Origin of the sequence: Natranaerovirga pectinivora (assembly GCF_004342165.1) — a bacterium.
Classification (GTDB): Bacteria; Bacillota; Clostridia; order Lachnospirales; family DSM-24629; genus Natranaerovirga; species Natranaerovirga pectinivora.
On the sequence record NZ_SMAL01000008.1, the window covers coordinates 97,179 to 122,395 of the forward strand.

Genomic DNA, 25,217 nt, shown 5'->3' on the forward strand with positions numbered 1-25,217 from the left:
AATTTACACCTCCACTGTAATATTATCAATTAATCGAGTATTTCCAAACTTAACTGCCAAAGCAATAAGCACTTTGTCATCAATAATATTAATATCTTCTAGGGTATTCACATCAACAAAATTAACATAATCTATGTTGCTAAGAGGTTTTGTATTAATTAATTCTATCAATTCATTTTTTAATTGAACACAATCTCTTTCACCCTGCTTTATTCTTTCCTTAGTAGAAAATAACCCTTGACTTAAAACCAAAGCTTCTTGTCTTTCTTCTTCACTCAAATACACATTTCTAGAACTTAAAGCAAGACCATCTTCTTCTCTAATAATTGGACATTCAATAATCTCAATATCCATATTCAAGTCTTGAACCATCTTTTGAATAACAGCTAACTGTTGTGCGTCTTTTTTCCCAAAATAGGCTTTGTTTGCCTTAACGATATTAAATAACTTTGTTACTACTGTAGTAACACCTTGAAAATGACCAGGTCTAGAAGCACCACATAGCTTATCTGTTAGATCACTTACAACAACCTGTGTCTTTTTGTCTTCTACATACATCTCAGAAGCTACTGGGGCAAATACAACCGTTGCTCCTGCTTCTTTAGCAACAGTTAAATCACCTTCTAAATCTCTCGGATATTTTTCAAAATCCTCATTTGGACCAAATTGTGTAGGATTAACGAAAATACTCACCACAACAATATCATTTTCCTTGGCTGCCTTTTCAATTAAAGACCCATGCCCTTTATGAAGATAACCCATCGTTGGCACAAAGCCAATGCTTTTATCTTGTAACATATATGGTTTTAAATATTCTCTAATACCCTTTATTGTATTAATACATTCCATCTTACTTTTTCACCTTTGTATATAGTTTAGTTACATTTTCACTATCCATAGTAAAAATATGATTTTCATTAGGGAATGCTCCCTCTTTTACTTCTTTAATATATCCATTTATTGCATCACCCATAGCATTATACATGTTTGCATATCTTTTTGCAAATTTTGGACTGTTCCCGTGGTACAAACCTAATAAATCATGGGTTACTAAAACTTGACCATCACATTTACGCCCTGCACCTATTCCTATTGTTGGTATACTAAGCTCATTGGTAATTAACTCTCCTACTTCTTCAGTGACACATTCTAAAACAACAGCAAAAACCCCTGCCTCTTCCAATGCCTTAGCATCTTCTAGTAATTTTTGCCCTTGTTCATCTGTTTTACCTTGAATAAAATAGCCCCCAAACTGATGCACAGATTGTGGCGTCAACCCAATATGCCCTACTACTGGTATACCTGCGTTAACAATGGCTTTAACATGGTCTATAATTTCTTTTCCACCTTCAAGTTTTACAGCCCCTGCAAGACCTTCCCTAATAATGCTTCCTGCATTAATAACACTTTGTTGGATACTTATATGATAGGATAAAAAAGGCATGTCGCCAATGACCATAGCTCTTTTTGTTCCACGACTAACAGCTTTTATATGATGAAGCATATCTTCCATTGTTACTTGAGTTGTATCATTATAACCTAATACAACCATCCCCAAAGAATCTCCTACTAAAATAGCATCAATACCTTGCTGATCTAAAATTGTAGCAGTTGGATAATCATATGCCGTTAGAACGGTTATTTTTTCTCCACTCTTTTTCATTTTTCTAAATGTAGAAGTGGTAACTCTTTTACTCATACCATTGTCCTCCAATCAAGATATAATACCCTACAGCTATATTCTATTATTTTAATAAATTTACAATTTCATCAATTATAATATTACTTAAATTTTCTTTTGTATCCATAGGAAATTCTTTTACATTCTTTTCTTTATCAATAATTTTAATAATATTGGTTTCTGATTGGAAACCTGCTCCTACCTCTGTCACATCATTTACAACAATTAAATCAAGATTTTTTTTAATTAATTTCTTTTTTCCTTCTTCAATTACATCATTGGTCTCAGCTGCGAATCCAACAAAGATTTGATTTTCTTTTTTATTATTCCCAATATTAAATAATATATCAGCATTAGGCTCCAATTCAAGACTTACCTTACTATTAGATTTCTTAAGCTTTATATCTGATTTACTTTTAGGTCTATAATCTCCAACTGCTGCTGTTTTAATAACAATGTCTTGAGAATCAACAACCTTTACAACTTCATTATACATCTCTTCTGCCGTTTCCACTTTAACAAAATTACTCATCCCTGTAGGTTTTTCAATAGAAACAGGACCGGAGATCAAAGTAACATTAGCACCACGTTCACTTGCACTTTTGGCTAGGGCATAACCCATCTTACCGCTAGAAGGATTGGAAATAAAACGAACAGGATCAATCCATTCTCTAGTGGGTCCAGCTGTTATAAGGACATTCTTACCCTTCAAATCCTCTACTGGGTTTAACATTTCCTTTATATGTTCAAGAATAATATCATTGTTCGCTAACTTACCAACACCCACGTCACCACAAGCCAATCGACCAGCCTCTGGATCTACAAACTTATAATTCCTGCTTTTTAACTTATTAATATTCTCCTGAACTATATCATTAGTATACATATTGGTATTCATTGCAGGTGCCATGAGAATAGGTGCTCTAGTTGCCATAATAGTAGTCGTCAACATATCATCAGCAATCCCATTAGCAATCTTGCCAATAACATTAGCCGTAGCAGGTGCAATTAAAAACAAATCCGCCTTCTTAGCCAAAGAAATATGTTCTACATCCCAAGTCTTAGGCTCTTCAAACATATCCACAACAACATAATTCTGACTAAGAGACTGAAAAGTCAAAGGTGCCACAAACTCAGTAGCAGACTTAGTCATAATCACATGAACATTAGCATGAAGCTTCTTAAGCCGACTAACAAGATCACAAACCTTATAAACAGCAACCCCACCAGAAATCCCAATCACAATATTCTTATCTCTAAGCATAAAAACCACTCTCAATCATAGCTTTTTATTAAGTATATCACTAAACTACAATATAAATCAAGACTCACAAAAAACCAAGGCAGAAGACAAGGAAGACAAGGGGAAAAGGAAGAAGACAAGGGGACGTTTCCACTGTCTTGTGGAAGACAAGGGGACGTTTCGGCTGTCTTGTGAAAGACAAGGGGACGTTTCCACTGTCTTGTGTAAAGAAGACAGGGGGAAAAAGACACGGGGACGTTTCGGCTGTCTTGTGAAAAGACACTGGGACGTTTCGGCTGTCTCCTCAAGACAACGCAAGGGAAGAAAAGAAGACAAGGGGACGTTTCCACTGTCTTGAGTAGACAACGAAAGACAAAGGAAAAGACAAAAGAAAAGACACGGGGACGCTTCGGCTGTCTTGAGTAGACAACGAAAGACAAAGGAAAAGACAAAAGAAACGCCCCCTTGTTACGACAAAGACTAGGGAGTGTTATATATAAGATTATACCGCGGAGCCAAGGATGGCGTAGCTCGACCCTCTTATCCAAGGATGGATAAGGGTCGATAAATCTTATATATAACACTCCCTAGTCGCCAGCCAAAAACCCTGTCTTGAAAAAAGACAAAAGAAACGTCCCCTTGTCACCCTGGTCACCCCGAAAAAAGACAAGAGAAACGTCCCCTTGTCACCACCCTTGTCACCATCCGATATATCGGCGTCCTTTTCCGTCAAATATACTCACCTTTAAGTCATAAACCTCCTCAATCAACCCTTCAGTAACCACATCAAAGGCCTTCCCTTGAGCCTTAACGACACCTTCCTTCATCACGACAACTTCCTCACAATAGTTCACAGCAACATTAATATCATGCAAAGAAGCAATAATGGTACGCCCTTTTACCTCACATAAATACTTCAAAAACCGAATAATCTCGTGCTGATAATGAATATCCAACTGAGAAATAGGCTCATCCAAAACAATAATTCCTGTATCTTGGGCTAAAGCCCTAGCAATAATAACCCTTTGAGTCTCACCACCACTTAACTCATTAACAAATCGGTCTCTTAACCCTGTTAAATTGGTCTCACGAAAAGCTTCTTCCACCTTCTCATAATCCTCTAAAGAAGGGGACTCTAACCTTTTTATATAAGGATGCCTTCCCATAAGCACAATATCTCTAACTGAAAAACCCTGACTTATATTAAATATCTGAGGGACATAAGCAATGTTTTTTGCAATTTCATTTCTACTCATTGTATCTAACTCTTTGTTATTTACAAATATTTCCCCTGATTTTTTAGAAAGTAATCCCGTCATTAATTTAATAAGTGTGGTTTTTCCAGAACCATTAGGCCCTAAAATCCCATAAAACTTACCTTTGTTAAATGACAAATTTATATTATGTAATACCTTTTTTTCATCATACTTATAACTAAGACTTTTAATATCTATTTTCATACTTTCCCACTTCCTAAGCTACAGTCTTTCTATTCTTATACAACAACCACAAGAAAAAAGGTACACCAAACAATGAAGTAATAACACCTGTGGTTAGTTCTTTATTAGGCAATACAGAACGGGCAATGGTATCACAAATAATCATAAAAACACCACCAAAAACAACGGATAAAGGAAGTAATTTCTTATGAGAAGGACCACTTATAAACCTTGCCATATGGGGTATGATCAAACCTACAAAACCAATAATACCACTTGAAGCAACAATTATTGCGGCAACAAGAGATGCTGCCACTAACAAATTCTTCTTAACCTGATCTACATGGACCCCTAAAGACTTGGCTTGTTCATCACCAATCATTATTAAATCCAGATCCTTAGAATAGTAAAAACTATACAATGTCATGAGTATTACAACCATACCTACAATAAGAACCTTTTCCCAAGTTGCATTTCTAAAGCTACCCATAGTCCAAAAATACACTTCTTCAACCTTATCTTGATTAAACATCATAATAAGAGAAATCATAGACCCAAAAAAAGAGTTAATAGCCAGTCCCGCTAATAATAAGATGGATACTGAAGACTGCCCTTTAATTCTAGAAAGACTAAAAATTAGAAACATAACCAATAATGAACCTGCAAAAGCAAACAATCCCATAGCCCCAAAACCTAAAAATCTTATATGGGTATTTAAAATAGCAGCAATGGTTGCACCCATTGCTGCTCCTGAAGACACGCCAAGTAAATAAGGTTCTGCCATAGGATTGGCAAAAACACCTTGAAAAATTGCCCCTGCACAGGCCAAACCAGCCCCTCCAAAAAGGGCTAAAATGATTCTAGGCATTCTTAAATTCATAACAATGGTAAAATGAGAATCCGGTATATGGCTAATATCTATAAAGTTTTTTAAATAGGGCACTCTACTTCCGATAATTCTAAAAAAATTAAGGAAATTAATATTGGCGCTACCTAAAGTGCCTGCTACCGTTATGGTTAAAACAAGTACCACTAACGTTAATATAAATTTAGATTTATATCCTTTATTTTTCATATTACCCATTCCTTTATACAATCCCATTAATAATCTAATTAAAATTTATCTGGGTGAAATATTGAAGCAAGTTCTGCTATAGCTTCTCTTAATCTAGGCCCTTGTCTATAATAAATATCTTCATTAACTGAATATATTCTTCCTTCATTTAAAGCCGTCAAATCTTTGTACCCTTCTAAATCATATAACATATCCACCAAATAATCTGGTGCAATTAAAATATCAGGGTCTTTTTCTACTAATAACTCTACACTATACATCCAATTTTGTCCATCAGCAGCCACATTATTAGCTCCTGCTAACTCCATCATTTCTCCAATAAAAGTATCTCCTGTTGCCGTTGAATCTCCACTACCTGCCCATACAATAAAATATGCATTTGGTTTTTCAAGGGCTTTAGTTGTTTCAATAACATGATTAACTACATTTTCCATATCTGCTATTAAACCTTCAGCTTCTTCTACCCTATTGAACACTTGGCCTAAAACTGTTATATACTCATAAGTACCTTCAAAAGAGTCATCAAAGTCTAATACTAAAACATTTAATCCTAAGTTCTTAAAAGCATTATAATTGTCTTCGCCTACCATAGAAGATAAAATAACTAAATCTGGATTAGCTTCAACAACAGACTCAATATTATAATCAAACAATGTACCAAAATCTCTAATCTCTGAAGCCTCTACTGGATAATTACAAAATGTAGAACGGCCTATTAATTTGTCTCCTACATTAATTTCAAACATGATTTCAGTCGTCTCCGGTGAAAAAGAAATAACGGAATTTGGTTCTGACTCAATAACTGTAATCTTCCCGAACTTATTTTCAATTTCTAAAGGATATGTAACCTGAAGATTTACATTATCATCAACTTGATTTTGATCTTCTAGACCAATAGGTTCAATAGGAGTTGGCTCACTAGGCGCCTCATTTGCAGTACAGCCAGCTAATACTACTAACATTAATACCAATAGAAGTGTTGTTACATTTTTAAATAAATTTTTCATTTTGTTACTCCTTATTTTTTTATTTAGAGGGATTTAATACTCTTTAGTTCTCGTGTATTCAAGTGAGCATTCACCGGCTGAAAGGAAAAGCAGCCAATATTATTATATATCCCTTGAATCCACAAATCGACTTATTAAGTATAAAAAAACCGTATATATAAATATACGGTTATAAAGCATCTCCAATTAACTTGTGTGCATATAATACCCGTACCTTCCCTCCGAAAGTCGAATTGCTTATGGCATAAGGCAGTTCTCCTGACTCACATATCAAACCTACTCTCCACCTTCTCAGGATCACTCCCAATGGTATATGGATTTCGTAATGCTTACAGTAGCGGGGGCTGTAATGGATTCACACCATTTTCCCTTTTAATCTTTTACAAAAAGAACCTTATACTTTATTCAATTGTACGTGTTTTAATATAATCTAATACAGCTAAAATGTCAATAACTTTTACTGATCCAAAGAATAAGTTGGATCTTCTTCATTGACCTCTTGAGTTATGTATTCTTGAGTTGGGTATTCTTTACTCAGTACAACTTTCATAAACCAAGCTAAGATTACAAAAGACACCATAACATATATTATCCCAAGAAAACTTGTCATATTCTCATCAATAAAATATCCAATAAACAAACTTACAAAGTTAAAGACAAAATGAAGGAAAATAGGCGCCCAAATACTTTTCATTTTTAAATATATCACTGCCAAAACCAACCCTATGACAAATGCATATGACCCTTGAACAATATTTCCATGGATAAAACCAAATACAAGAGATTGGATTATAACGGCTACCCATACAGGGGTGGATTTCATAAAGTCTTTTAAAATGACACCTCGACAAAGTATTTCTTCGAATATTGGTGCAATGACAATGACTAAAAACAATGTAATCCATACATTTCCTGATGTTAAGTTTTCTATGACGCCATCGTGCTCTTCTAGGTATCTAGTAATATTAAAAAATCTTGGTATAAGCATTAAAGCTACATTTATAAATACATTTAACGCAATACCTATTACAAGTAGATATAATATTTGAGATATATCTAATTTGCTAAAATTAAGGTACTTAACTAAGGACTTTTCTTTTCTAAAACTAAAGAGAATAAATATAAATAAAAGAGTCACTAAATTAATACCAATAACCATTAAAGCTAAATTGTTAGAAAGAAAAGCATCTAGTGAATCTACGTCTGTATATCCACCACTAATAGCACCTACTATACCCATAACAAAGGCAACCACAGCAGTTGCTATCATATAAAAAAGCCCAATTAACAACAAAAATCCCACTGCTTTTAATAATTTCATAATTCCCCACCTCATATTATATATGTAAATGTAATTTACAAGCTTCCTTACACTGATTTGAAATTACATTTCAATAAATTTTTTGTCTCTAATAAAGCAAAAGTCATTTGTTACGTTACTAGTATAAATCTTAATTGAATTCTGGATTTTTGATACTAAAAGCCGCAGGGACAGATAGCATCAGTGTAATACTTAAATAGATTAATACCACAATTAATAAAGCTATTGTTAAGGAAATATTTAATAACCCAAAAGCTATGGCAATACTAATACCAGGAATTAAAATAATAATATTAAATATAAATCTAATGAATCCTTTTAACATTTGAGTTTGCGTATTACCAAAAAGCTTTGAACATATAAGTTCTAAAAATGATTGGATCATTACAAACATAAATAGTATTATGCCACATAAAAACCCGTGAAATATATTTTCATTAAATATAATGGAAACAACTAAAAAACCTATAAAGCAATCCTTAAATATCTTTATCCCTTCCAATATGGTTAAGTTTATTAATTTCTCAAAGTTATTATCAGGAATCAAATACAAATAATGCTTATTTAATTCCGTTTTTCCAACACCTATATTAACTATAATAACTATAAAATATATTAATAGGACTGCCCCAGCTAGAAGCTTTACTGAAGGTATCTCTTCAACTTGTGGCACTATGGATCCTACAAGAATAAGTGCTGAAATAATAAACAAGCTTTTTATATCAAATAAAAACAGCCCTTTCTTTTTCATTTCCAATAATTGTTTCTCCAATATAACTTTTGACTTGGCTTTTTTAAATTGAAATTTTACTTTTCTTGCTTTTTTGTTTTTATACAAATTTTTAAATTGGTTCCCATCTTTAATTGCAGAAAGAGCTTCCTCGGTTTTTTCTGATTGAGTGATTGCATCTTCAAAAAAATCTGTTGTAGCAAATTTAAAAGAAATTATTAAAGACGTTGTAACCAATAAAAGAATTAAAGCAAGAGAAATTAAAGTCTCCCATGTAAAACCAAAAGCTACAGAGTCAAAAATACTTCTATACCATCCAATTAAAGGGATTTTTAAAAACCAATCACTAGAAGCCCTAGACAACATACCATTTATAGGATCACTGGTACCAAAAGCGCCTAAGATAACGTATCCAATTAACGACATAGCTAATGCAATAATCAATGTTTTAAACATTCTTTTTAATTTAGGCAATCTCATGTTAACAATGAAAAGACCTGTACATATAGGAGAAATGGATAATGTTAAAACCATCCACGCAAAACCATATAGAAAAAAACCAGAAACTCCTGAATCCAATCCTCCTGTAAAATAGGGGGCTTGAATAACCATAAAAATCATAATAATAAATGACTGGGCTGCCTGCCTTAATTGACTAAATAATAATATTTTTGCTGGATGATAAGGTGCCACAAAAATCATATTCACATCTGCCATTCTAAATGCTGTTGAAATTTTTCCCAAACAGCTGTATAAACTTGGCACAACAGTAAGTATAATCAATCCAAGCATTATACTTTGATACATCTGCAAACTTGTGGGATTAATACCCTCACCACTTTTTCCTCTATACACTATAATTGCACCATATATCATAAAACCATAAAGCACTAGATACCCTAAAAGCGCTAATTTCTTTTTGACCAATTGCTTTAAGCCATTCTTAAAACTTTTTCTTAAAATATAAAATAAAGATACCATACTAAGCTCCCTTCACTTCATCTGTTGCTTCAAAGAAAATCTCTTCAAGGGTTCTAGTATTATGAATCAAACTCTCTTTGTTCAAATCTTTCACGACTTCACCTTTGTTCATAATCAATACTCTATCCCAGTACTGTTCTACACTATCAATAATATGAGTACTTATAAGAAGAATGCAACCCGCTTCTTTAAGTTCTATAAACACTTTTTTAAGTTCATTAATGGCTTTTGGGTCTAGTCCGATCATCGGCTCGTCAAACATGATGATCTTTGGCTTTATAAGCAATGCACAGCAAAGACTCACCTTTTGTTGCATACCTTTTGATAACTCTCTTCCTACTTTATCTACCTTATCATCTAAATCAAATCTTTTTAATAACTCATTCTTATACCCTTCATAATCCTTTAACTCATAAGCTTTTGCAATAAACTCTAGATGTTCATTTACCGTTAATAATTCATACAAGGAAGGGGTTTCAGGAACATATCCTAATATTTTTTTAGATTCAATAGACTTATTACTGTGTTCAAAAATATTTATCTCTCCAGAAAATTTTAAAAGTCCAGCAATACACTTAATGGTTGTACTTTTTCCTGCACCATTTGGACCAAGAATAATACATATTTCTCCTTCATTAATACTAAATGACATATCATTTACGGCAATGTTTTTACTCCCAAATTTCTTTACTAAATTCTTTACCTCTAACATTTATGCGCTCCATCCTTTATTAAAATTTATTGTTCATTCACACTAGGTAAATTGCAAACAAAATTATAAAAATCCTCATACTTCCCACTGTAATCACAAACAACCTCTTCATCTGTTCTATTAATAATACAATCCTCAATCAAATATGTCTTTAACCCTAAACGCCCTGCAATCATATCCTCTTGTACATCGTTTCCAACCATCATACATTCAGATGGCTCCTTATGGATGTCTTCTAATATTTCTTTATAATAGTGAATTTGTGGTTTGCAATAACTATTCTCTTCATAAGAAGTAATATAGCTAAATGTATTAGGATCTACATTAGCCCATCTTACTCTGTGTAAAATAGCTTTTTTAGGAAAAAGTGGATTTGTTGCCAGGACAAGATTATAATTCTTTTCTTTTAATACTTCCAAACTTTTAATGATCCATTCATTCTCAGATGCAGAAACTTTTGCTTTTTGAAACCCTTCATCATAAAATTTATCAAATCGCCCTTTATACATCTCTAAATCATCATTAATTAATTCTCCGAACTTCTCCATAAAAACACTTTCATTGGTTCTTTTTTCTGTGTTCTTAATCATTTCACCTGTAGCAGTCCATATATAATTAATTAAAGTTTCTTTTTCGATGATATCTGAAAATGCATTTGACATTTCATCAAAATAAATTTTCATAAACAATTCCATATTTAAAGGCAATACTGTACCATCTAAATCAAATAAAATAGTATTAATCATACTTCATCCTCACATTTCAATTATTTTATTATATATATTTTAACATAAGTATTAATTATTTCAATTGTTTAAACAAAATATATAAAATATCCTTACTATTTTAACCCAAGCCCATAACTTAAGTTGCTGTGGAAAGTAAAAACTGTTATAATATAAACAAAATCTTTAGTAAAAAATAGTATTTTATTGGTACTAATGATATGTTCCAACAGGGAGGTATTCTTATGGGAAACTCTAGTTCTAGAAACACTAGAACTACTCTTGGATTTATAACGCCATTTATTTGGGGAGATATTGGCCTTAGTTTTTTCAAGGGAGCCGCAGCCTTTTCATCTGAACAAGATGTAAATTTAATATGTATAATAGGACAAAAACCTAATGATCCCACAAACAATAACTTTAGTGCAAATATCATATATGATTTAGTTGACGCTAGAAATGTAGATGGCTTAATTACTTGGGCATCTCATTATGAAGAATTTTTGACAACTGAGGAAGTAATTGAATTTTTTGCAAAGTTTAAAAACTTACCTGTTATTACAATTGCAAATAAGATTAAAGATTTTCCTGCTGTACTAATGGACAATGATGATGGTATCAGTAGCTTAGTTGATCACCTGTATCAAGTTCATGGCTATACCAAAATTGGTTTTGTTCGAGGTCCAGAGTTCCATAATTCTGCCAAACAAAGATATATGTCTTATATGAAAGCTTTGGAAAGACACAATATACCTATTGATCAACGCCTCATTACTGAACCTAATATCTTCCATGAATCTACTGGTGTAAAAGCAGTTAAGTATTACCTTGATGAATTAAAATTAGTGCCAAAAGAAGATATTGAAGCAATAATATGTGTTAGTGATTTGGTTGCATTAGGTGTATCTGATGAACTTAATAAAAGAGAAATCCGTATTCCTTTTGATATTGCTTTAGTTGGATTCAACAATAAAAATGAGAGTAGGATGTGTAATCCTCCAATTACGACTATTGACCCACAGTTACTTCGCTATGGTCAGGTAGCTACAGATTTAATTCTTAAGCACCTTAATGGAATAGAGATACCCAATAAAGATAACTATATAAAGAACCACCTTGTCATTAGACACTCTTGTGGTTGTTTAGAACCAAATACACATTGTGTAGATGATCTTGATTCTGAACTATCCTTTATGATTTCAGATGATGAGTTAATGGCCATAAAAAATCACTTAACACAAATTGCCTCTTTTACAACTAGTTCTGTGTCCCATTTAAGAATTGGAGACTTAGTAGGTGACTTTATAAATGATCTTAATGATCCTTCTTCCAATAAATTTATAACAACTTTAGAGAACATTTTGAATATTCTTAAGAAATCAGATGAAGACATCTCAATATTCCAATTGTTAATCTCTGAAAAAAGAAATTTAATGTTGCCCTATTTAAAAACAAGTAAATTACACCTTAGAGCCTCTGATATATGGAATCAAGCCAGAGTACAAATACACCTAGCTTTAGAGTTTTCATTAGCCAATTTTAACATTAAAACCAACAATTTATTATTTTCTCTTCATGCAACCAATCAATCTTTGAATTCTACATATGAGCGAACAGAACTTCTCCTGGCTATTGAAAGATTGCTTGAAGACTTAAAAATTCCTGGATGTTATATATCTTTATACGATGAAAACAAAAAAGATTATACCCAAGCCAGATTAATCTTTGCATACAGCAATAATAAAGTAGAGTTTGTTGATTCTGATGGTATTTTATTTGACTCCATTGAGTTATTACCTGAAGCCTTCAAGCCTCAAGATAGATATACAATGATTCTACACCCTTTGTACTTTAGAGATATGCAACTTGGTTTTGTTCTGTTTGAAGTTGGTCCTTTAGAAAAAGCAAATTATCATATAATTTGTAGTGAACTAAGTACTGCACTTCATAGAATTTTGATTTTTGAAGCACTAAAAAAGTCAGAAGCAGAAAGAGCAAAATTACTTGCAAAATTAGAAGATAAAAACCTAGAATTAGAAAGAAAAATTGAAGAAAGAACTTCTGATATACAAAGAGTAAATGAACAGTTACAAATAGCCATTACAGAGGCAAATGCTGCAAATTATGCAAAAAGTCGTTTTCTTGCTAATATGAGTCATGAAATTAGAACACCACTTAACTGTATCATTGGTTTTGTAGAAATTCTAAATATTACAAGAAATCATAATGAACAAAAACAATATTTAAGTCTCATTATTGAAGAAAGTGAAAAACTAATTGAGCTTATCAATCAAGTGTTAGATATATCTAAAATTGAATCTGGTAAAATCACCTTACATAACGAGCCTTTTAATCTAAATACCTTACTAGAGTCCATAACATCAACTTATTCCACAATGGCTCGCAAAAAAGGGTTGGAATACACCTTAACCACTGATGACTCTATTCCAACTACTATTATTGGAGATTCCTTAAGATTAAGACAAGTATTAGTTAATCTAATAGGCAATGCCATTAAATTCACTTTAAATGGCAGTATTAATATTACTGTTGAAAAGACCTTAGAATCCAGTACAGAAATAACATTACTATTTAAAATCAAAGATACTGGAATAGGCATAAAAAAAGATAGACAAAACATGATTTTTGAAGTATTTGAACAAGCTGAAAACAGTACAACTCGCAAATTCGGCGGAACAGGTTTAGGAACTTCTATTTCAAAACAATTGGTACAACTGATGCATGGTGATATAGGATTAGAAAGTGATGAAAATATCGGTAGTACATTTTGGTTTACTGCTGTCTTTAAAAAAGCAACTATTATTACCAGACCTATCATACAAAACCTAGAGGATAGTTTTAATACATTAACATTTCCTACTTTTTTAAATAAATTTCGTGTTTTATTAGTTGAAGATTACCCAACTAATCAAGCATTAGCATTAGCCCATCTCAAAGAACTAAATTGTTATGTAGATGTGGCTGAAAATGGTTTGGTTGCCGTTAATAAATTCAAAGAAAATCCTTTTGATTTAATTTTAATGGATGTTCAAATGCCTGAAATGGATGGCGTGGAAGCAACAAAGGTTATTCGTAATTTATCAATTGGCAAAAAAACAAAAATAATTGGTTTAACAGCCAATGCTTTTGAATCTGATGTAGCAAAATATTTGAATGCAGGAATGGATGATGTTATAACCAAACCTTTTAGAAAAATTCCTTTTTTGAATAAAATCATATATTGGTTAACAAACGAAACCCCTGTCCTTAATGTGAAACCTTCAATAGATACAAATATGCCAACTTTTGAAACCACCGTTGATAAACCAATTGACCTAGAAAAGCTATTGAGTGAATTTGATGGGGACTATAATTTCTTATATAATATAACAAATAAATTTACAAACAATGCAAGAGAACAATTAAGAATTATAGAACAAGCAATCGAAACAGATAACAAAGACCAAGTAATAAGCGTTGCCCATAGAATCAAAGGTGGAGCTTTAAACTTAGCTGCAGATACCTTTGCTGAATTAGCATCACAACTTGAAACTAAAAGCAAAATTGAAGACCTTGATTTTTCTAAAAACATATTGAATAAGTTAATAAGTGAATTAAATACCTTAGAAAAATACTTGAAATCAAACTTCAAAAATTAGCATTCTGGAGGTGTACATATGAAGGTTTTACTAGTAGATGATGATGAAATAAGTTTAAAAAAATTGGAATGGCTTGTTAATGCCTTAGGGTACGAAACTCTCTTAGCCGAAAACGGTAAGCAAGCATGGGAAATATGGAAAACAGAAAGACCTCGAATGGTTATTACTGATTGGATGATGCCTGGTATGGATGGTTTAGAACTTACTAAAGAAATCAGAAATGCAGAAAGCAGCCAATACACGTACATAATCATCGTAACCACAAAAAGCAATACGGATGATATTATATATGCAATAGATTCTGGTGCAGATAATTATATTGCAAAACCCTACAGCAAAGAAGAACTATCGGCTAAAATCCGTTCAGGTCAAAGAATTGTAGATCTAGAATCAAGAGATACCATTATCTTTGCCATCTCTAAACTTGCTGAGTCAAGGGATGTAGAAACTGGAAACCACCTAGAACGTATAAGATACTATTCAAAAATAATTGCTGAATACTTACTAGAAAAAGGTTACTATAGTGAAGAAATTAATCCTGCCTTCGTAGACAATATCTTTTTAACAAGTCCTTTACACGATATTGGAAAAATTGGAATACCAGATCATATTCTTCTTAAGACTGAAAGACTAGATACAGAAGAATTTGAAATAATGAAAACACACACCATTATAGGTTACGAAACACTAATGGAAACGGCAAAAAAAGATCTAAAAGCAGACTACTTTAAAATGAGTGCCTCAATCGCATTATGTCATCACGAAAAATACGACGGCTCTGGGTATCCCAATGGTCTAAAAGGACAAGAAATCCCAATAAGTGCCAGAATTGTTGCACTTGCAGATGTATACGATGCCTTAGTAAGCAAAAGGGTATACAAAACATCCTACCCCCACGATATCTCAAAATCCATTATATTAAAAGGCGACGGATCACACTTCGACCCCATCATAGTAGAAGCATTCTTAGCATGCGAAGACAAATTTCTAGAAGTATCCAAACTATACTCAGACAACTAGCGGAGATTATCTCCGCTTTTTTGTCGGACAAAATTCAAACATCCAATCAGGCTACTTATTCTTGGTTTATGGTTTGGTAATTGGTTTGGTTTTTGGTTTGGTTTTTGGTTTGGTTTTTGGTTTGGTTTTTGGTTTGGTTTTTGGTTTGGTTTTTGGTTTCTTGGTTTGGTTCTTATGTCCTTAATAACGGACATAAAAAAAGGATTATTACTATATATGAACGTAATAGCGAAGCCAAGGCATCTAACAACCATGATGGTTGTGAATTTTTGAAGTTCATATATAATAATAATCCAACAAACGCTTATCTGTCCTATTCTATTCAAAATGCATAAAAAGATCCTTAGATAGTCCACTCATCATGAACAATCCCAACCAAATACCTCCTATCATTATCCTCCTGAAAAACCAATCTCAAACTTCTCCAATCCATTCCAATAAACTGCTCCTCAAAACCAGTAAAATGAAACTCAACAAACTCTGCCCCTGGAAAAGCCTCTTCAATATTATTAATCATACTCCCAGTGGACACCTCTACATTATTCCCTATAATATGTGCATTGACATAGTCCTCATCATAAATAAAACGCTCATAAAACTCTCTAAAAGTGAATTCAATTGGATAACCAGTGCCATCAAAAGCACCCCAAATAAACACTTCATCACTTTCCATAATATTTGGCAAATCCTTCTCTAACAAAATAACATCCACTGCATAATCTACATAAGCATATGGTGAAAACAGCAAACCTACTTCAGGATTAACCCACTCCTGCAAAGCATCAAAATCTTGATCTTTAATTAGATTTACTACCTCTAAAGCATCTCTAATAAGATTTTCTTCTAAATCAGCAGCCCCTTGTCCTTCTCTAAGAATACTAAGTTCTTCACTTAATGAAAAATTCTCAGCTTCTAACTCACTAATTCTTTGTTCAAGAACTTCAATTCGACCATCATCAACATTATCTAAAGGCCCATCATTTTCTCTACAACCATATAAAGATATAGAAACAAGAATAATGATGAAAATAAGACTTAATTTTTTATTCATTATAAAACCTCCAATTTTCCCCAACTTAAGTATAAATTGTTTTAGGAAAAAATATTTATATATATATATTATATCAATTGGTAAACTATTTATCCAAAAAAACTAGCAGCAGAGAAATTCTCTACTACTAGTTTTTATATGTGATACTTATAATATTATATTATTGTAAGAATGGTGCTACAATTTCATAGAAAGCATCCCAATTAATATTTCCCTTATCATCTCTTATGCGAGCTGTTAAATTATTTAATTTTGCAAAGTCTGCGTCCGTTAAAACTGCTTCTTCTCCTGATGCATTTAATGATGCATTACCATCAAAGAAGTAATTTCTATCAGATTCTAAGTTACCAGGATAAGTATCCGAAGTACTATTTTCTGGGTTTTGGTGGAATGATACAAGTCCGTCCACTTGGAAATCTGTTTGAATGTTAGTGTATGTGTATAAATACACATTTCTTTGATTATTGAATGAAATACTGTCTTCAATTATTAATCCTGGATTACTATTACTTGAAATACCATTTGATCCATTACCAAAAGCAACGCTATTTTTAAGGATATGCGGTACATGGACACCTTCTCCACCAAGTTTGAATCCATTTTTACCATTTCCTACAGTACCATCTGTTAAGAAACCATTGTTGTAAGATATACTATCGATAATTTGTACTGGTCCGATAGCACCTTCACCAACTTTAGTGTATAAATCCCAACCGTCATCAATATTATTATGTGCAATACATCTAATGAAGATATTACCATATCCAGAGGTTAATTTTGCGGCAAAACCGTCAGCATTATTTCCAGATGGGTCTCTGTTATCAAAAGATACACTGTTTGCAATAATATTGTGTGATGGCCACTCATTAATATCCATTGAAAGATCTGTACGACTTATTTGCATTCCAGTGTCACCGTTCTCATAGAATCTAGCATTATTGATGATATTATGACTTCCACCAAGTCTAACACCTTGGCTGTTTCCTGCTGAACGAGCAAAGTCCATACCTTCAATATACCAGTAGTTACCACTGAATAATGCACCAGCAACTCTTCTATCAAAGTCTATAACTGGTCTAGCACCTGGTGCAGCTACTAAGAATTTCATATGTCTTTCTGTACCATCATTGTATTTATTAATAACTAACCTTGTATCACGAACATAATGTCCATCTAACATAAGAATTCTTTGACCAGGTAATACAAAATCAATTGCAGTATCTAAGTCAACTGGGTCTTCTTCTGTTCCTGACCCATTAGGTGTTCCTGTTGGAGAAACATAGATGTCTTCTCCATCTAGATAAATTCTATTTTCCACAGTGAAGTTTTGAACAATCTTATCATATGAAGTTAGTAATTGTGTATCATCTGGTAAGAACGTTACACTGAAGTTTGTTTTATCATTTCCAGGAATTTCAGTTGTTAAAGCAAAAGTTTCTCCTGCTATTACTTCTGCATCTGTAGCGATAATTTCTTGACCTTGTTTGATTGTAACTGTACCACTAGCAGTAGCTTCTAACATAAAGTTATAATTTGTTTCTGAAGTTCTTTCTAAAGAAACAACTTCAAATGCTGCATCAATAGCTTCTAATGGCGCTTCAACTTTTGGTGCATCTGTTTCAGTAGCAGTTACAGCAAATTCAATATTACTTACTTCAATATGAGCCTCTCTAGCTGTAAAGAAACCTACGAATAAGTTATCTGAATCTTGAAGACTTAATATGTCTGGTTCGAAAAACATTACTTCTTCACCATTATTTAATTGACCAACATAGCCACTATTTGTTTTAGATAGAGTAAGTCTATAGTCTTGCTCTGGATAAGTGTTTGCCGTAGTTGGTAATTCTTCTTTTATCATAATGCTTTGTCTACCTTCGTGACCTGGAAGTCTTTCTCCATCAGAAGATACAACACCTGTTCTAACATACAATTGTGTACCATTTGGAAGTGTAGTTCCTCCACTATATCCACCAACAACAGCGATATTTGATGAGAATACACTTGCATCTAAATGGGTTCCTATGGCATCCCTTGCCATTATACCAAATGACTCTTGACCATCATGTGGTGATTTTGCATATCGAATAACTTTAATATCTGCTGATAATACAAAGTTATCTTGATCTGGATCTAATATTGTATAGTAATAAGAAATACCATCTTGATCTCCTGTTACTTTACCCGCATTACCTAAAGCGCTAAGTTCAATTGTTCCATCTTCTAGAACATTTACTTGGTTTCTTTCAGCTCCAGCAGATTGACCAAAGATGATACTATGCCATTCAACTGGTGCCCCTTCTCTTACTGTAACTTTAAGCACAGTAGAACCAACACTTGATGAAATAACTAACTCATATACACCTGCTTGAGAACTATCAAAAGCATCTGTATCAATTGTATAGTTTTCAATTACTTCTCTATCTTCATTGTCATAAACTTGTGAAACTACTAAACCTGTAGCATCAAAGTTTTCTCCAACAAAGTAAGTTGTTTTTGGATATTCTGTAACCTCTATCCCTACTAACTCTTTAACTTTAACTTCTAATGTTAAATCAGTTGTAAAGTCTTTATGGGAAAGGGTTAATCTTTTACTTCCTGGCTCTGATGTATCTAACTCTGATACCACATACTCATTTCTAAGTAATCTTACTTGATTACCATCACTATACTTAGAATATACAACCATACCATCTAACTCTAATTCATCATCAATAAAATAAAGTGTTTTTTGTGGTAGTTGTCTAATATCTAATCCTGTAAGTGTTGCATTACTAACATTTACTTCAAATGAAGTTGTTGTTTCAGGAGTTTCTGTAGATACAACTGTAATTGTTTTTACACCTGCACTTGTAAAAGCACCCTCTTCATTCACATCTTCAATAATAAATTCATATAAATCTTCACTGATTTCTTTTACCAAATAACCATCATTATATACAGCTGTTACTTCAAATCCATCAGCGTCAAAACGATCACCAATATAGTAATCTGTTTTCGCTGGGAAGTATTTAACAGATAATTCTGTTGCTGTAAGAGCTGTAATATCAATATCAACTGTTGTTGTTACACCATTATAGTTAATAGTAACTGTAGTCGTTCCTACTTCACTACTATCATATCCTGTAACAATATAATCACTACCTGAAAGGGCTTGCTTACTTCCATCAGAGAATACTGCTGATACATCTAATAGATCTGACTCAAGCTCTTGCCCAAGTAATATTTCTACACCCTCATTAACACTTGCTTCAACTTCAGTTACTCTTCTTGCATCTACTTTGATATCAAAATCACTGAAAGTAATATCTGCATTTCTTACTGCATACATACCTACATAAAGGGTATTACCAGCAAATTCGAAATCTTCATATACTACAGGTTCTTCATTTCCAACAGTTAATACATATGTATTTCCTGCTTTTCTAATACTTAAATCTAAAACATCACCAGGTACTGGATTCACACCAAAGAACCCTTCTCTACTTAAAGAGCCATCTTTTCTACTGAATGTATATTCAGCATCTCTCGCTAATCCTAATGGTCCTGCTGCTACATAATCAGTAGATAATGTGCCTTCACTAATATTATGTAGAATTTCATCTCTAACCATTAAACCAAATGATACTTGATTGTTTACACTATATTCATTGATTTTTGCTTTTGCTGTGATTTCAAAATTAAGGTTTGCTGGAACTTCTTTGTAATAGAAAGCTAATCCATCTGTACTTCCTGCAATTTTACCTCTATTATTTGAAACTCTCATTCTTAATGTACCATCTTCGTTTGGCGTTATTTCATAATCAACTGGATTGATTTTGTCTTGACCACCAATATCTCCAAAGAAACTGTCTTCCCAATCACCAAGTTGTCCTTCAATATTTAATTTAACATTAGTGAAGTTAACCGTTGCATTTCTTACAACATAAAGTCCAGCAAAAAGGCTGTTGCCTGCAAAGTCAAAGTTCTCTATAACTACTGGCGCTTCATCTCCAACAGTTAAGATATAAGTGTTTCCTACTTTTTGAATGCTTATATCAACTTTATCCCCTTGAACTGGATTAACTGAGAATAACCCTTCTCTACTTAAAGTACCATCTTTTCTAGTAAAAGTGTATTCAGCATCTCTTGCTAATCCTAAAGGACCTGCAGCGATATAATCTGATGATACGCTTCCATCACTTTCATTTTTAAGGACTTCGTCTCTTATCATTAAACCAAAAGAAACTTGATTGTTTACACTGTAATCAATAATTTCTGCTGTTGCAGATATTTCAAAGTTAAGATCTGATGGAATTTCTTTATAATAGAAAGCCAATCCATCTGCACTACTTGCAATTTTTCCTTTGTTATTTGAAACTCTCATAAAAACAGATCCATCTTCTTTTGGAGTCACTTCATAGTGTTCTGGATCAATACTACCAGCACCACCAATGTCTCCAAAGAAACTATCTTCCCAATCACTAATTTCAACTTCACCTTCAATATCTTCGTTTTCTGTTGAGATTCTGGATTGTCCACCGTTATCCCCCAAAACACTCTCTTGCCCAAGAACTGTTAAAGACATTGATGAAAATACTAACACAAGTGACATTATCAGACCTACTACTCTTTTCTTAGCCATGTAAAAACCTCCTTCATTTTTTTGGTAAATTTTTGGGCGTCAAGCTTTTCCAAAGAAAAACAAGGCCCTTTGAGTCACATTTTTATATATTAGATGCTATTACAGTCCTAATATATAAAAATAGATTTTGGGATAACCAAAACCTTATTTAAAGGCAATTGCTTACCTTTATCACATTATAAATTAGTGAGTTTAAAAAATGTGTTTCTTATGGTTATCATTACCATATGTACTATAATAACATAAAATACGTTTACAATCAATGGTTTTAGTGCATTTTGACATATATTTTCCAATCATTGTAAATTATGCCAGTATTAAATTGTTTAAAAAGCTGTTAAATTTTAAATTTTATCTCTTTTTCATCTCCTTTTTATACAAAAACAGTCCCTGTTTAACACATTGCTTTTTTGAATTTCAAATGATTTTATTTCAATTTATATCTTAAAATCCAAGATTTACAATTAATAGGTAATATGATATTATTCCATTAAACTTATATGGATGGTGAGATAATGTTATCCCATATTAAAAAAAGAATACTTTCACTAATAAAAGTAATAAAACCATTAAATCACTATCAATATACCATAGGCATTCTATTGATTTTAATGTCCATAAGCCTACACTCCTTTATATCTAATAACGAAAACCATTACAATCAACCTATTGCAAAAATTACTTCTGTAATCATTGACACTGATGGGTTGTCACACCATTTTATCAAAGAAGATATCGAAGCTATTATATTAAATGGCAAACATAAAGGAACTGTAATACATCTACAAAATAATGTACATTATTCAGAAGCTTATAATGCACCCTTTACCATAGGTGACAAAGTCTTTATTACTATAAGACAAAATGAGTTTAATGAAATCCATTACACTTACATTAGAGAGTTTAAGAGAGATGAATACTTAGGATATATTATCATTCTCTTTGTATTATTAACCCTTTTTGTCGCTGGCTCAAAAGGCGCTCGTTCTTTAGCTATGATGTTGTTTAATGTATTGATTTTCTATAATATAATAAGGTTTTTCGTAAGGGGTTATAATCTAATACCAATTACCCTAATCGCTAGCATTTTATTTATTGTTGTATCCATATCAATGGTCAATGGCTTTAATAAAAAAAGCGCTTCTGCTATCCTTGGCTCTTTATTTACTTCATTGATGACTTTATTAATAACCCTGTTCGTACTAAGTTTAACAGGCGCTAAAGGGATTTATTTTGAAGAAATGGAATTCCTCATCCACTCTCCTGAAGCAATATTTTATAGTGGTATTTTAATTGGAACTTTAGGTGGGATAATGGATATTGCCATTACTATAGCTTCCTCTATAGCAGAATTATTGGCTCAGAATCCTAATATAGAAAATAAAACACTAATCCATTCAGGAAGAGCAATAGGCAAGGATATCATGGGCACTACTGCAAACACGTTAGCCCTTGCTTATCTCAGTGGTAGCATCCCTATTATTCTACTATGGTTAAAAAATGGGGTATCTTTATCTTATATTTTAAGAATAGGTATTAACCTAGAAATCATACGTGCTCTTATTGGCAGTATAGGCATCGTTTTGTCTATTCCTATAACACTTTTTGCTTCTATTATTCTAATGAAAAACGTTAAGATAGGGGGTACTGTAAAATGAATGTCATTCCTATTTTAATTATAATACTTTTTGTTTTAATGTTACTTGTAGGGGGATCAAGAGGTATACGTACCTTTTTTACCTTGTTTTTTAACTTTATCATTTTCTTTTTTATGTTGTTTTTTATTGCTTTAAGTTTTGATCCTATACTTATTACAATAATTGCCTCTATTGCAATCACTTATATTACTTTATTCTTTTTAAACGGTGTGAATCAAAAAACAAAATCATCCTTTATTTCAGTTATTATAGTTGTTTTAATCACTATGTTAATAACCTATACTATGTCTAGAAATGCTAAAATACAAGGATTTTCTACTGAAGAATTAGATTCTATAGCAACCCTATCTCTGTATGTTAATTTGAACTTTTCAAAAATCATCTTATGCCAAATTTTAATAGGGTTACTTGGGGGCATTATAGATGTCTCAATATCTGTAGCATCTGCAATGAATGAAGTTTTTAGAAATAATCCTTTAATAGAAAAAAAAGACCTTCTAAAATCCGGTCTAAACATTGGAAAAGACATTCTAGGTATAATGACCAACACCCTTCTTTTTGCCTATATGAGTGGTTTTATATCACTAATGATTTATTTTAATATTTTAAAGTATTCCTTTGGCAATATGGTTAACTCAAAAATCTTTGTTTCAGAAATATTTCAGCTCCTTATTGGTGGTATTGGAATTATATTAATCATCCCCATTACAGCCTTAATCACTACAGAAACCTTAACAAAAAGAGATGCTTTACCTCAAAAGGAATAAACCTCTGAGATAGAGCATCTCTTTTCTATAAAACTATTACTACCAGCCTCTAGAACTACCGCCGCCGCCAGCACTTCCGCCACCGCCTCTAGTAGAGCCTCCAGACCCTGAACTTCTTCCTAATGATCTAATGACTGTATATGTCATAACACCACCAGTTAATCTAAAGTCTATGATTACGAATATTATAACTAAAACTGCCCCGATTAAAATAAAGATAGGTGGTATCTCCTCTGATGGTCTTTCATCGCCTGCTAAGGCCCCTTCGCCAACAAATTCATTTTCATCAAAGCCATATTCACTATAGATTTCATTTACAATAACATTAAACCCTTCTGTTATACCTTGACTAAAATTATTTTCCCGAAAAAAAGGTACCATAAAGTTATCTTGAATTCTTCCTGTTTTACCATCAGGTAGCGCACCTTCTAATCCATAACCTACTTCAATACGGGATTGTCTCCCACTTATATCTAGTAAGATTAACACACCATTATTCTCTCTGGCATGACCTATTCCCCAGTCTCTAAACAATCCTAGGGAATACTCTTCTAAAGGTTCATTGTTAAGATCATTAATGGTTACTACAACCACTTGAGCAGAAGTCCTTGACTCTAATACCCTTGCCACTGACTCTATATGTTGTCTTGTTTGTTGATCCAAAACATTGGCATAATCATTAACATAAAAAACATTAGTTGGTCTAGGATAATTTGCTGCTAGTGCTACAGTTGAAACTAAAGACAACAACACATACAGTGTTACTAATCCTCTAACAATTCTTCTTGATCTAGTTGCCAAATAAACCACCTACATCTGGTGTCGTACGGGCTCCTGCAGAAGCTTCGAAATAATCTACAGTATCAAAATCAAATCCAAAAAGTGAAATATAAAGACTTGCAGGAAAACGTCTACCATATTGGTTATTTTCTCTTGCTGCATTATTATAATCTCTTCTTGCTGTTGCAATTCTGTTCTCAGTACCTGCTAACTCATCTTGAAGTTGTATAAAATTGGTATTTGCCTTTAGCTCAGGATTATCTTCAGAAATAGCAAGTAAACCTCTTAAAGCTGTATTTACTGCAGATGTAAGTGCTGCATCCGCTTCTGCTGTTTCTTCTATTGTCGTGGCTCCAGCTAGTTGTGCTCTGGCATTTGTAATGCTCTCATATATACCTGCTTCATGCGCCATATATTCTTGTACTGTTGCAACTAAATTTGGAATCAAATCATTACGTCTTTGAAGTTGTGTATCAATATTACTATATGCTGTTCTAACATTTTCACTTCTATTTACTAAGCCGTTATTTACACCAATAATATTCATTATTAGCAATAACACGATTACGCCAATTCCTATTAAAACTTTAGTTCCTGTTTTCATTTAATACCTCCATTTTACATTTAGTTTATTTTATTATAGTCTTATACACCCTATGTGTTAGGATAGTTGTCGTATAGAAAAAAGTGTATAATAAAACTACGACAATAACCTGAGGAGAATTGATATGCCAAAAAACAACAATA

At 32.6% G+C, this 25,217-nt stretch carries 18 protein-coding genes and 1 riboswitch; of the genes, 4 read left to right on the forward strand and 14 right to left on the reverse strand.

Annotated elements, in window-relative coordinates:
• Nucleotides 1–3 precede the first annotated feature (3 nt).
• From panC to EDC18_RS11440, 10 genes are all read right to left on the reverse strand, one after another.
• On the reverse strand, nucleotides 4–849 hold the full coding sequence (gene panC / locus EDC18_RS11395; protein WP_132253278.1) for a pantoate--beta-alanine ligase: 846 nt from the start codon (nucleotides 847–849) through the stop codon (nucleotides 4–6).
• A gap of 1 nt (nucleotide 850) precedes the next feature.
• Nucleotides 851–1,699: a 3-methyl-2-oxobutanoate hydroxymethyltransferase gene (gene panB / locus EDC18_RS11400; RefSeq protein WP_132253280.1), complete on the reverse strand. Its 849-nt coding sequence runs from the start codon at nucleotides 1,697–1,699 to the stop codon at nucleotides 851–853.
• A gap of 46 nt (nucleotides 1,700–1,745) precedes the next feature.
• Nucleotides 1,746–2,945, reverse strand: a complete 1,200-nt coding sequence (gene coaBC / locus EDC18_RS11405) for a bifunctional phosphopantothenoylcysteine decarboxylase/phosphopantothenate--cysteine ligase CoaBC (protein WP_132253282.1) — start codon at nucleotides 2,943–2,945, stop codon at nucleotides 1,746–1,748.
• A gap of 677 nt (nucleotides 2,946–3,622) precedes the next feature.
• Nucleotides 3,623–4,384, reverse strand: coding sequence for an ABC transporter ATP-binding protein (locus tag EDC18_RS11410; RefSeq protein ID WP_132253283.1), 762 nt, complete (start codon nucleotides 4,382–4,384; stop codon nucleotides 3,623–3,625).
• Between the two features lie 13 nt (nucleotides 4,385–4,397).
• On the reverse strand, nucleotides 4,398–5,438 hold the full coding sequence (locus EDC18_RS11415) for a FecCD family ABC transporter permease (RefSeq protein ID WP_207669203.1): 1,041 nt from the start codon (nucleotides 5,436–5,438) through the stop codon (nucleotides 4,398–4,400).
• Nucleotides 5,439–5,476: 38 nt separating this feature from the next.
• Nucleotides 5,477–6,445: an ABC transporter substrate-binding protein gene (locus EDC18_RS11420; RefSeq protein WP_132253285.1), complete on the reverse strand. Its 969-nt coding sequence runs from the start codon at nucleotides 6,443–6,445 to the stop codon at nucleotides 5,477–5,479.
• Nucleotides 6,446–6,676: 231 nt separating this feature from the next.
• Nucleotides 6,677–6,857, reverse strand: a riboswitch (cobalamin riboswitch).
• 45 nt (nucleotides 6,858–6,902) lie between these two features.
• On the reverse strand, nucleotides 6,903–7,766 hold the full coding sequence (locus tag EDC18_RS11425; RefSeq protein ID WP_165878564.1) for a CPBP family intramembrane glutamic endopeptidase: 864 nt from the start codon (nucleotides 7,764–7,766) through the stop codon (nucleotides 6,903–6,905).
• A gap of 130 nt (nucleotides 7,767–7,896) precedes the next feature.
• Nucleotides 7,897–9,477 carry a putative ABC exporter domain-containing protein gene (locus tag EDC18_RS11430; RefSeq protein WP_132253289.1) on the reverse strand — a complete coding sequence of 527 codons (1,581 nt, stop codon included), beginning with the start codon at nucleotides 9,475–9,477 and terminating at the stop codon, nucleotides 7,897–7,899.
• Nucleotide 9,478: 1 nt separating this feature from the next.
• Nucleotides 9,479–10,189 carry an ABC transporter ATP-binding protein gene (locus EDC18_RS11435; protein ID WP_132253291.1) on the reverse strand — a complete coding sequence of 237 codons (711 nt, stop codon included), beginning with the start codon at nucleotides 10,187–10,189 and terminating at the stop codon, nucleotides 9,479–9,481.
• Nucleotides 10,190–10,215: 26 nt separating this feature from the next.
• Entirely contained in the window at nucleotides 10,216–10,935 is a 720-nt protein-coding gene (locus EDC18_RS11440) for an HAD family hydrolase (protein ID WP_132253293.1), read from the reverse strand.
• Between the two features lie 224 nt (nucleotides 10,936–11,159).
• Here EDC18_RS11440 and EDC18_RS11445 point away from each other — a divergent pair, with 224 nt between their 5' ends.
• Nucleotides 11,160–14,573, forward strand: coding sequence for an ATP-binding protein (locus tag EDC18_RS11445; RefSeq protein ID WP_165878565.1), 3,414 nt, complete (start codon nucleotides 11,160–11,162; stop codon nucleotides 14,571–14,573).
• An 18-nt stretch (nucleotides 14,574–14,591) separates the two neighbouring features.
• Entirely contained in the window at nucleotides 14,592–15,593 is a 1,002-nt protein-coding gene (locus EDC18_RS11450; protein ID WP_132253297.1) for a response regulator, read from the forward strand.
• Between the two features lie 343 nt (nucleotides 15,594–15,936).
• On the opposite strand, the gene EDC18_RS11455 is transcribed toward EDC18_RS11450, so the two are convergent.
• Both EDC18_RS11455 and EDC18_RS11460 read right to left on the reverse strand, forming a co-directional pair.
• A complete protein-coding gene (locus tag EDC18_RS11455; RefSeq protein WP_132253298.1) occupies nucleotides 15,937–16,644 on the reverse strand; it encodes a hypothetical protein in 708 nt (235 codons plus the stop codon).
• A gap of 160 nt (nucleotides 16,645–16,804) precedes the next feature.
• Entirely contained in the window at nucleotides 16,805–21,265 is a 4,461-nt protein-coding gene (locus EDC18_RS11460; RefSeq protein WP_207669204.1) for a right-handed parallel beta-helix repeat-containing protein, read from the reverse strand.
• Nucleotides 21,266–21,780: 515 nt separating this feature from the next.
• Here EDC18_RS11460 and EDC18_RS11465 point away from each other — a divergent pair.
• Entirely contained in the window at nucleotides 21,781–22,923 is a 1,143-nt protein-coding gene (locus EDC18_RS11465) for a YibE/F family protein (protein WP_132253313.1), read from the forward strand.
• Nucleotides 22,920–23,690: a YibE/F family protein gene (locus EDC18_RS11470; protein ID WP_132253300.1), complete on the forward strand. Its 771-nt coding sequence runs from the start codon at nucleotides 22,920–22,922 to the stop codon at nucleotides 23,688–23,690. The genes EDC18_RS11465 and EDC18_RS11470 overlap by 4 nt, the downstream gene beginning before the upstream one ends.
• A 39-nt stretch (nucleotides 23,691–23,729) precedes the next feature.
• Here EDC18_RS11470 and EDC18_RS11475 read toward each other — a convergent pair whose 3' ends face one another.
• Together EDC18_RS11475 and EDC18_RS11480 are read right to left on the reverse strand one after the other, a co-directional pair.
• On the reverse strand, nucleotides 23,730–24,491 hold the full coding sequence (locus EDC18_RS11475; protein ID WP_165878566.1) for a TPM domain-containing protein: 762 nt from the start codon (nucleotides 24,489–24,491) through the stop codon (nucleotides 23,730–23,732).
• Nucleotides 24,481–25,074 carry a LemA family protein gene (locus EDC18_RS11480; protein WP_132253303.1) on the reverse strand — a complete coding sequence of 198 codons (594 nt, stop codon included), beginning with the start codon at nucleotides 25,072–25,074 and terminating at the stop codon, nucleotides 24,481–24,483. Before EDC18_RS11480 ends, EDC18_RS11475 begins: the two co-directional genes overlap by 11 nt.
• Between the last annotated feature and the right edge of the window lie 143 nt (nucleotides 25,075–25,217).